This is a genomic window from Pseudomonas sp. P7758 (genome assembly GCF_013386485.1).
Taxonomy (GTDB): Bacteria; Pseudomonadota; Gammaproteobacteria; order Pseudomonadales; family Pseudomonadaceae; genus Aquipseudomonas.
Window position 1 is genome coordinate 122,133 of record NZ_JACARS010000005.1, and the last position, 9,294, is coordinate 131,426.

Annotated in this window: 8 protein-coding genes; 4 read left to right on the top strand and 4 right to left on the bottom strand. The window is 61.5% G+C overall.

Features of this window, described 5'->3' with window-relative positions:
* Positions 1–8 precede the first annotated feature (8 nt).
* Positions 9–716, top strand: coding sequence for a membrane integrity-associated transporter subunit PqiC (locus tag HX873_RS01040; protein WP_003217538.1), 708 nt, complete (start codon positions 9–11; stop codon positions 714–716).
* 187 nt (positions 717–903) lie between these two features.
* Here HX873_RS01040 and HX873_RS01045 read toward each other — a convergent pair whose 3' ends face one another.
* On the bottom strand, positions 904–2,436 hold the full coding sequence (locus HX873_RS01045; RefSeq protein WP_008439111.1) for an AhpA/YtjB family protein: 1,533 nt from the start codon (positions 2,434–2,436) through the stop codon (positions 904–906).
* A 134-nt stretch (positions 2,437–2,570) separates the two neighbouring features.
* On the opposite strand from HX873_RS01045, the gene serB reads away from it, so the two are divergent.
* Positions 2,571–3,785 carry a phosphoserine phosphatase SerB gene (gene serB, locus HX873_RS01050; RefSeq protein ID WP_177122262.1) on the top strand — a complete coding sequence of 405 codons (1,215 nt, stop codon included), beginning with the start codon at positions 2,571–2,573 and terminating at the stop codon, positions 3,783–3,785.
* A gap of 120 nt (positions 3,786–3,905) precedes the next feature.
* On the opposite strand, the gene asd is transcribed toward serB, so the two are convergent.
* The 3 genes from asd to HX873_RS01065 are packed head-to-tail and all read right to left on the bottom strand — an operon-like array spanning position 3,906 to position 7,192.
* On the bottom strand, positions 3,906–4,766 hold the full coding sequence (gene asd / locus HX873_RS01055) for an archaetidylserine decarboxylase (protein ID WP_003217535.1): 861 nt from the start codon (positions 4,764–4,766) through the stop codon (positions 3,906–3,908).
* Positions 4,767–4,782: 16 nt separating this feature from the next.
* Positions 4,783–5,598 (bottom strand): rhodanese-like domain-containing protein, encoded by an 816-nt coding sequence (locus HX873_RS01060; RefSeq protein WP_003217534.1) that lies wholly within the window; start codon positions 5,596–5,598, stop codon positions 4,783–4,785.
* Positions 5,599–5,656: 58 nt separating this feature from the next.
* Complete coding sequence (locus HX873_RS01065; RefSeq protein ID WP_003217533.1) at positions 5,657–7,192, bottom strand: HDOD domain-containing protein; 1,536 nt, start codon at positions 7,190–7,192, stop codon at positions 5,657–5,659.
* Positions 7,193–7,358: 166 nt separating this feature from the next.
* On the opposite strand from HX873_RS01065, the gene motA reads away from it, so the two are divergent.
* Positions 7,359–8,210, top strand: a complete 852-nt coding sequence (motA, locus tag HX873_RS01070; RefSeq protein ID WP_003217532.1) for a flagellar motor stator protein MotA — start codon at positions 7,359–7,361, stop codon at positions 8,208–8,210.
* A 3-nt stretch (positions 8,211–8,213) separates the two neighbouring features.
* The gene (gene motB / locus HX873_RS01075) at positions 8,214–9,236 is read left to right on the top strand and encodes a flagellar motor protein MotB (RefSeq protein ID WP_003217531.1); all 1,023 of its coding nucleotides are present in this window, start codon (positions 8,214–8,216) and stop codon (positions 9,234–9,236) included.
* Positions 9,237–9,294: the final 58 nt, after the last annotated feature.

Sequence of the window (9,294 nt, forward strand, 5' to 3'; positions counted from 1 at the left end):
ATGGGATGATGACTGCTCCGCGCCTTCCTTTATTTTTGTTGCTCGCTGGCCTTTTGGGCCTGGCGGGTTGCAGCACACACCAACCGGTGTCGCTGTATCAGCTGGACAGTGGAAGTCCGGCTCAGCCTGCACAAAGTGCCGGCATGGCTGTATTGCTTGGCCCTGTTGTAGTGGCCGACTATCTGCAACGTGAAACCTTGCTGCAACGTCAGAACGACGGCAGCCTGCAAGGTTCCACCGATGGCCGCTGGGCCGGTAGCCTTTCGTCCGACATCAATCAGTTGATGTTGCGCCAGGTGGCTGGCCACCTGGACAGCCAGCGTGTGGTATTGGCGCCGGCGCCGTTGGGTTTTGCCCCGGACGTACAGGTGTTGCTGACCATTACGCGACTGGACTCGGGTGTTTCGCAGCCCGCTATCCTCGACGCGCAATGGCGCCTGATTGACCGTCGTGGCCAGGTGCGGGATAACCGCATCGTGCACTTGCAGGAAGAGCACAGCGGCAGCACCGCGTCCCAGGTCCAGGCCCAGGGTGTGTTGCTGCAACGTTTGGCTGACCAGCTGTCGGTGGCCCTCAAACCATTGGCCAATCAGCCAGCGGTGGCAGAAGCGCCACGCAAACAAGCCCCGGCGCAGCCCAAGGCTGCGGCACCGGAGAAGCCGAAGATGCCGATGGCCGTGCCGATTCGCACCGATATGGAAGTGTTCAGGTTCTGACCTGAATACAGACCAACAAAAAGGCCCGCTGATGAGCGGGCCTTTTGTTTGTGCGGGATTTGAGCGGTACGCAGATCTAATGTGGGAGCGGGCTTGCTCGCGAAGGCGGCGGATCAGTCGATACATAGGCTGACTGACAGGCCGCCTTCGCGAGCAAGCCCGCTCCCACATTGAGTTGCGTTGTTCTTTAGTTCTTCGCCCGCGTCTCATGCATCCGCGCCAGCTGGCGCTCAAGCATCGACGGGTAAGGCTCCATCAACCGCTCCACACAGCACGCACCTTCAGGGCTGGCAATCGGGCGGATCCGCGCACGCTGGCGAATCAGCACGTCGTCACTGATCTTACGTTCCACCAGCAGCAGGTTGCGGCTGTGTTGCGACAAGGCCAGCGCATCCTGGGCAATCTCGGTCAGGAGCAGATCGATCTGGCTCATGCCATACAGATCGTCGCCCACCGTCAGGCCCAATTGCAGTTGCAGGGTGATGCCGCTGTCGGCCACTTCGATTTGCAGCGCATGGCCCAGGGCCCGCAGCAGTTCACCGCAGCAGATGGCGTTGGTCAGGTAGTCTTCGCCGCTGTCTTCGCTGTGGAACAGCATCAAGGTGCTGCCGTCGTTCAGGGTGTGCAGTTCGCTCTGATACAGCGAGGCCGCCTGGTCGAGGCAGTCACGATAACGTTCCAGCAACTCGGTCAGGCGTGCCCGCGGCAAGCGACGCAGTTGATCCTGTGCGCCCAGTTGCACGGCCAATACGGCGCTGTGCTGGGGCTGGGTGCTGCGCACCGGAGCAGGCTGCACAGCAGGAGCGGTTGGCACTGAAGTATCGCGAAGATCGGCGAACGGGTCTTCTTCGTCCAGTTCGTCTTCTTCTGCCTTGATCACATGACGGGTCGCCGGCTTTTGGGCCGCTACCGGCGCAGACTCGTCGAAGCTCGGGTCCCGCAGGTTGCGCACTTCAAACTCGGGCTCGTCGTCTTCGTAGTCGGTGTCGTCGAACTCGGGCTCGGGTTCAACCTCGGGCACTACGGGCTCCGGCGCGAAGCTGGTGTGCAGTTGGCGGGCGAGGTCGCCGATTTCGTCCTGGCGGTCGGTGGCCGGGGTGTGTTCATCGATATCCCGCAGCCAGATGCGCAGTTGCATCAGTGGCGTGGAGATATGCCGGCCCAGGCGCAGGCTCAAGGCCAGGGACAGTGCCAGCAGGATCGCACTCAAGATACCCATGCTTTGCAGGCTGATGGTCATCGGCTGCTGGAACTGTTGCATGTCCAGGCTGATGCGCAGTTGGCCGGCCTTCACGTCCTGAAACGTGATATTGCTCTGGTACAGGCCTTCGGCTTCACCCAGCAGGCCGTTTTTCGGACGTTGCCCGGCTTCGGCCATGATCCGGTTGTCCACGCTATAGATAGCAGCGTGGGCCACCAGCGGGTTCTTGGTCAGGTTGTTGAGCAGCACGTTGAGGCTGAGGATGTCGTTGGACACCAACAACTCAGTCGCCGAGGTGGCGGTCTGGGTGGTCAGGCTCTCGCCCAAAGCGTCGGCTTGCTCGTGCATGGCCTGCTTGAACTGCAAACCCATCACGCAGGCGTAGATGACCAGGGCCAGGGCGACCAGGATCACGTTATGGCTGGCGATGCGTAATGCGATCGGTACACGGCGGTGGCGCAGTGCCCGGAAGATCAGCAGGAAGAAGTTATCGGTTTTTACTGGCGTGGGCCGGTTCACTTAAGCTCGGCTCTTTAGTCCGTGAAGTTGACGCGCAGTATAGCGACAGGCCCAAGACCGGCAAAGCGCTGGCTGTGCCCGATGGTCACTGAAAGTGGGTAGAATGCGGTTTTTTTCCAGCTCGGGGGTGCGCTTTGCGCGAAATTGTCCTGATTAACATCACAGGTGAGGACCGTCCGGGTCTCACCGCAGCCATTACCGGTGTTCTGGCCCAGGGTGGTGTGAACATTCTCGACATCGGCCAGGCAGTGATTCACGACACGCTGTCGTTCGGCATCCTGGTGGAAATTCCCAGCACCGAGCAAGCCTCGTCCGTGCTCAAGGACATCCTGTTTACGGCGTATAAGCTGGATCAGCAGGTGCGTTTCACCCCAGTGTCCGAAGAGGATTACCAGAGCTGGGTGGCCGGCCAGGGCAAAAAACGCCACATCGTGACCCTGTTGACCCGCAAGGTGACGGCCGAGCAATTGCAGCGTGTCAGTTCGATCACGGCTCAGTACGGTTTGAATATCGACCACATTGACCGTCTGTCGGGTCGTATGCCGTTGGACACGCCAGCAGACAAGGGCAAGGGCTGCATCGAGTTCTCCGTACGCGGTGAGCCGGCAGATCCCCAGGCCCTGCGTGCCGAATTCCTGAGCGTTGCCCAGGAGCTGAATGTCGATATCGCCTTCCAAGAAGACTCGCTGTTCCGCCGCAATCGCCGCCTGGCGGTGTTCGACATGGACTCGACGCTGATCGAAGCCGAAGTCATCGACGAATTGGCCAAGGCTGCCGGTGTAGGTGAGCAAGTCTCGGAAATCACCGAGCGTGCCATGGCCGGTGAGCTGGATTTCCGTGCCAGCTTCAAGGAGCGCCTGGCGCTGCTCAAGGGCCTGGATGTGAGCGTACTGGACTCCATCGGCGCCTCGCTGCGCCTGACCGAAGGCGCCGAAACCCTGTTCGCCGAACTCAAGCGCCTGGGCTACAAGACCGCGATCCTGTCGGGCGGTTTCACCTACTTCGCCAAGCAATTGCAGGCCAAGCTGGGTATCGACTATGTGTTCGCCAACGGGCTGGAAGTGGTGGACGGCAAGGTGACGGGCGTCGCCGTGGAGCCGATTGTCGACGCACAGCGTAAGGCTGACCTGTTGCGGGAATTGGCACACAAGGAAGGGTTGCGTCTGGAGCAGACCATTGCGGTCGGCGACGGGGCAAATGACTTGCCGATGCTGGCGATTGCCGGGTTGGGTGTGGCGTTCCGGGCCAAGCCGCTGGTCAAGCAATCGGCCAAGCAGGCGATTTCGACTTTAGGGCTGGATGGCGTGTTGTACCTGTTGGGCTTTCGCGACCGCGACGGTCAGCTCTGAAGATCGTTCCCACGCTCTGCGTGGGAACGCCGCCCTGGACGCTCCGCGTCCGATTTTGAGGTTGGGACGCGGAGCGTCCCGGGATGCATTCCCACGCGGAGCGTGGGAATGATCGCTAGGTCAGGCTTTCGGCAAACCCATGCCCTGGCCCATCTGCACCGGCGTCCCCGCCTGCAGTGCTTCCGACCATTGCACCTGGTCCGGCCCAAACAGCACGATTGCCGTCGAACCCAGCTTGAAGCGCCCCAGTTCTGCACCTTTTTCCAGGTGGATCGGCCCACGGGCAGCTTCGTCGTAGCGGAAGGTTTTCAGCTCGCGTTTTGGCGGCGTTACCAAGCCTGCCCAAACCGTTTCAATCGATGCCACGATCATCGCGCCAACCAGCACCACGGCCATCGGGCCGCGTTCGGTGTCGAAAATGCAGGCAACACGCTCGTTACGCGCAAACAGTTCCGGCACATTTTCGGCGGTGGTCTGGTTTACTGAGAAGATTCGGCCAGGGATATAAACCATTTCCCGCAGGGTGCCGGCCAATGGCATATGCACCCGGTGGTAGTCCTTCGGCGACAGGTAAACAGTGGCGAAATCGCCGCCCATGAACGGCGCAGCCACCGCCGCATCGCCGCCCAGCAATTCCAGCACGCTGAAGCTGTGGCCCTTGGCCTGGAACACCCGGCCATGTTCAATCGGGCCCAACTGGCTGACCGCGCCATCGGCCGGGCTCAACACCGCGCCTGGGGTCTGATCCAGCGGCCGTGCACCGTCTTTCAACGCGCGGGTGAAGAAGGCGTTGAAGTGCTCGTAAGCGGTCACGTCTTCAACCAGGGCCTGGGACATGTCCACTTGATAACGCTTGGCAAACCAGCTGGTGAACGCATTTTTGAACCAGCGCACGCGGCATTCGGCAATGCAACCGGCCAGACGCGACAGCAGGTGGTGGGGCAGCAAGTACTGGCTGAGGATGAACAACTGCTTTTTCATTAACTGTCCTTAAACCTTAAATCTCAACGGGGGTGTCGGGGTGGTTGCCCCATTCGCCCCAGGAACCGGCATAACCTTTGACTCGCGGATAACCGAGCGCCTTGGCCACCAGGTAGGTGAAGCCAGAACGGTGGTGAGTCTGGCAGTGGGTGATGATTTCTTTGTCGCGGGTCAGCCCGAGGTCTTCGAGGATCTGCGGCATGTCGCGGCGGATGCGCAGTTGGCGTGCCTTGTCCATGCCGGCGGTCCATTCGAAGTTCACTGCGCCCGGGATGTGTCCACCCTTGGCCGCGAGGACTTTCTCGCCGGAGTATTCCAGCGGGCCACGGGCGTCCCAGATGCCGAGGTCGGCAGCGCCGAGACGGCTTTGCAGGTATTCGCGGGTGGCGGTGGGTTCTTCATGCAACGTCAGGCTGACCGGGCCGCCGGCGCTGGCCGGTACCTCGGTGGACACTGGGTGTTTTTCTTCCAGCCACGCCAGCAGGCCGCCGTCGAGGTAGTGGTACTTCTTGTGGCCGATGACGTCGAGCATCCAGATGAATCGCCCGGCCCAGCCACCGCCTTCGTCGTCATACACCACGTAGGTGGCATCCGGGGTGTGGCCCAGTTCGCCGAACAGCTTTTCAAGATCGGACTTGCCCGGCAGCAGGCCCGGCGCCGGTGGCTGGCCCAGTTGGGTGCGTTTTGGATCAACGAAACGTGCGCCGGGGATATGCCCTTCGGCGTAACGCGCAGCGCTGGTGAGGTCTACCAGGATCAGGTGTTCGGCATCGAGGCGACCGAGCAGGTCACTGGCCTCGATGACCAGCGGCAAGCCAGAGAAGTCAGGCATGTGAGGTCTCCTGGGCATAAAAATTGGGCGCTAAGGGAGGGCGATTGTAGCGCAAGCGTCAGGCACTGCGGTTGGTAAAGCTGTGCAGGGCCTTTTCGATGCATTGGGCGGTTTTGCCGAAGGCCTGCACGGTGGTTTCCGAGAACGGCCCGCCGCCCTGGTCGGCCACCATCAGCATCACCACCCGGCCATTGCAACTCAGGGAGCGCAGCAGCAGGTGTTCGCCCTTGAACAGGCGGCGCAGTTCCGGCGGCAGCAGTGCCGAGAACTGGGCGTGGTTGTCGGGGTTGAGGCGCACCTGGGCGGACTTGGCCAGCAGGCGTTGCAGCAGGGTGCTTTGCGCCACGTCGAGGCTCATGTGGTCGGCGTCCTTCGGCAGGCCGTCGACTTGATGCACACGTAGCGTGCTCAAGGTTTTGTCCGCCATCAGCAGCATCACCCGTTGCATGCCGCAGGCCACGAGGGCTTCCTTGGCGCAGGTGGTCAGGTGCATGGCATTGGCAAAGCGGCTCGGCTCTACGAGCAATTCGGTGCAGCGCTTGCGCCAGATCGCCAGGGACTCGGCGGTGGGTGGCGGTGCCGGCAGCAAGCCGTGGTGAACGCGCTGCACATCCCATGGCCAGATCAACGACAGCGCCGGGTGCCACAGGTCGCGCATCAGGGTGCTGCGGGCGCTGATCGCCGCGTGTTGGTGGGACTGTTGCTGCACTTCGGCCAACGGTTGTTGAAGGTAAAGCGCAGTGAGGTATTGCCAGCGCTGGGTGTGCGGGCAGGTCCAGGACTCCTGCGCCGCCAGCGCCAGGCCGTTGGCCAACAGCACAGTGTTGGCCGGCTGGTTCAGCCAGCGGCGCAGGTTCGGGTCGGCATCCAGCAACTGCTGTTGGCGCAACGGCTCGTCTTCACGGGCAATGCTCAGCGCCTTGACCAGCAAGCGTTGTTCCGTCAGCAGCAACGTATAACCCTGAGATACCCAGATCGGCAGGCGCCAGGTGTTGGTCAACCCGAGGCACAGGTCCAGCAGGCGTACGCCGAACAGCTCCTGTTCGACTGTGCGGGCCGATTCACCCTTGTGGATCACCCGCAGCTCCCATTCTTCCAGCAGCTTGGGATAGGCAATCGCCATCGGCCACAGCGGCGAAAGGAACAGCAGGCTGCCCCAGTGAATGTCTTGCCATAATCGCGCCAGGCGGCTGGCGAACAGGCCGCTGGCTTGTTGCGACGCGTGCTGGCTGATCATCTGCAGCTGGCGCAGGGCCACGGGGATTTCATTCAGCGGCACGGAAGGCAGGCGCCGCAGCAGCTCCTCGGTGCGCTTGAGGCCGAGGCGATTGATCGCCACTTCGAGATTTTCTGCCGGCTCCGCGAGGCTGCCGTGGGCCTGGTTGTTGGCCTCGCGCATCACGCTCAGCACCAGCGCCGGGCTGTTCTGCATCAGCTCTGCAATATCCCGCAACGAACTGCGGTTGTCGCCGATGGCCTTGCAAACCCGGTCGTGGCTCGCCTGTGGAACAGGCAACAGCACATCGTCCAGGCGCTTTATCCAAGCGGCGAGGGTGGCGGGTTTTTGAGTTGGGACTGTCGTTTCATTTGCCATGATTGGGGCGCGATCATCACTTGCGGTCAACACGCCCGGGACGGGCCGAACTGGTTTTTCGCCATAACGGGCTATAGTCTGGCGCAGATTTGCCGATAAGTAGAACAAGAGTTTTCAACTCTTGCGAATATGACCCTGAACCCGACGGCGCAAGTACTCATCCCCTATGGCTAAAATTATCGGCATCATCGTCGTCATCGCGAGCGTGCTCGGCGGATACGTCCTTTCCCACGGCAAGATTGCGGCGCTGATCCAGCCTTTCGAAGTGCTGATTATCGGCGGTGCGGCGTTCGGCGCATTCCTGCAGGCCAACCCCGGCTACATGACGATGCACGTGATCAAGAAGTCGCTGGGCATGTTCAGCTCGCGCTTCTCCCACACCTTCTACCTGGAAGTGCTGGGGCTGATCTACGAGATCCTCAACAAGAGCCGCCGCGAAGGCATGATGGCCATCGAAGGCGACATCGAGGACGCCGCGGCGAGCCCGATTTTCGCCAAGTACCCGGCCGTGCTCAAAGACGAGCGCATGACCGCCTACATCTGTGATTACCTGCGCATCATGTCGTCCGGCAACATGGCGCCCCATGAGCTGGAAGGCCTGTTCGACATGGAACTGTTCAGCCTCAAGGAAGAGCTGGAGCACCCATCCCACGCCGTGACCGGCATCGCCGACGGCATGCCCGGTTTCGGTATTGTTGCCGCGGTGCTCGGGATCGTGGTGACCATGGCCTCCCTGGGTGAAGGCGACCAGAAAGCCATCGGCATGCACGTAGGTGCGGCACTGGTAGGTACCTTCTTCGGTATTCTCGCGGCCTACGGTTTCTTCGGCCCGCTGGCCACGTCCCTGGCCCACGATGCCAAGGAAGAAGTGAATCTGTACGAAGCCATCAAGGCCTGCCTGGTGGCTTCGGCTTCCGGCATGCCGCCATCGTTGGCAGTGGAGTTCGGGCGCAAGGTTCTGTATCCGAAGCACCGTCCAAGCTTCGCTGAGCTGGAACAAGCGGTTCGCGGTCGCTAAGCCATGGAAAACAACCAGCCGATCATCATCAAGCGCGTCAAGCGCTTCGCTGCGGGGCACCATGGCGGCGCCTGGAAAATTGCCTTCGCCGACTTTGCGACGGCGATGATGGCGTTCTTCCTGGTGCTGTGGCTGATGTCCACTGCCACGCCGGAACAGAAGATCGCCATCGCCGGTTACTTCAAGGACCCCATCGGTTTCTCCGAGAGCGGCACGCCTTTTGTGATCGACCTCGGTGGTTCGCCGCAACTGGCGCCCGAGCGCACCATCAACCCGGAAATCAAGACCGACTCGCCGCAGGAAAAGATCCCGATCGAGCGCGACACCGTCGAGAGCATGGCCGAACAGGTCGAGCAGGAACGCCTGGAATTGCTGCTGCAGGAACTGCAAACCAAGGTTGAGGAAAATCCGCAACTGCTGAAGTTCAAGGACCAGATTTCCTTCGAGATCACCCCGGATGGCTTGCGCATCCAGATCACGGACGCCGCCAACCGGCCGATGTTCGATTCCGGCAGTGCACGCTTGAAGCCGTACTTTGAAGACATCCTGCTGGCCATGGCCGACACCATCAAGGCGGTGCCGAACAAGATCAGCATCAGCGGCCACACCGACGCCAAGCCGTATGCAGGCCAGGGCGACTTCGGCAACTGGGAGCTCTCGGCCAACCGGGCCAATGCCGCGCGTCGTGCACTGGTGGCCGGCAGCTATCCGGACCCGCAAGTGGCACGGGTGGTGGGGTTTGCTTCCTCGCAGCTGTTTGATCCCAAGGATCCGTTCAATCCGATCAACCGACGCATCGATATCGTCGTGCTGACCAAAAAGGCCCAGCGGGCAATTGAAGGCGACCCACCTGCGACGCCGCCGGTACCGACCCAGGGTGAAGGCGCGCCGGGCGAAGTGCCGGCAGACCCGAACGCACTGCCGCCCGAGCAGGAGCCGCTGCCAGCCCATGAGCTGCGGCAGAAGCTGAACCTGTTTGACGATGGCGGTGTGAAGGATCCGACTCAGCCAGCCACTGGCTCGTAAGCAGGTACAAAAAGGCCGCGATGATCGCGGCCTTTTTGTATCTGCTACATCCTGTAGG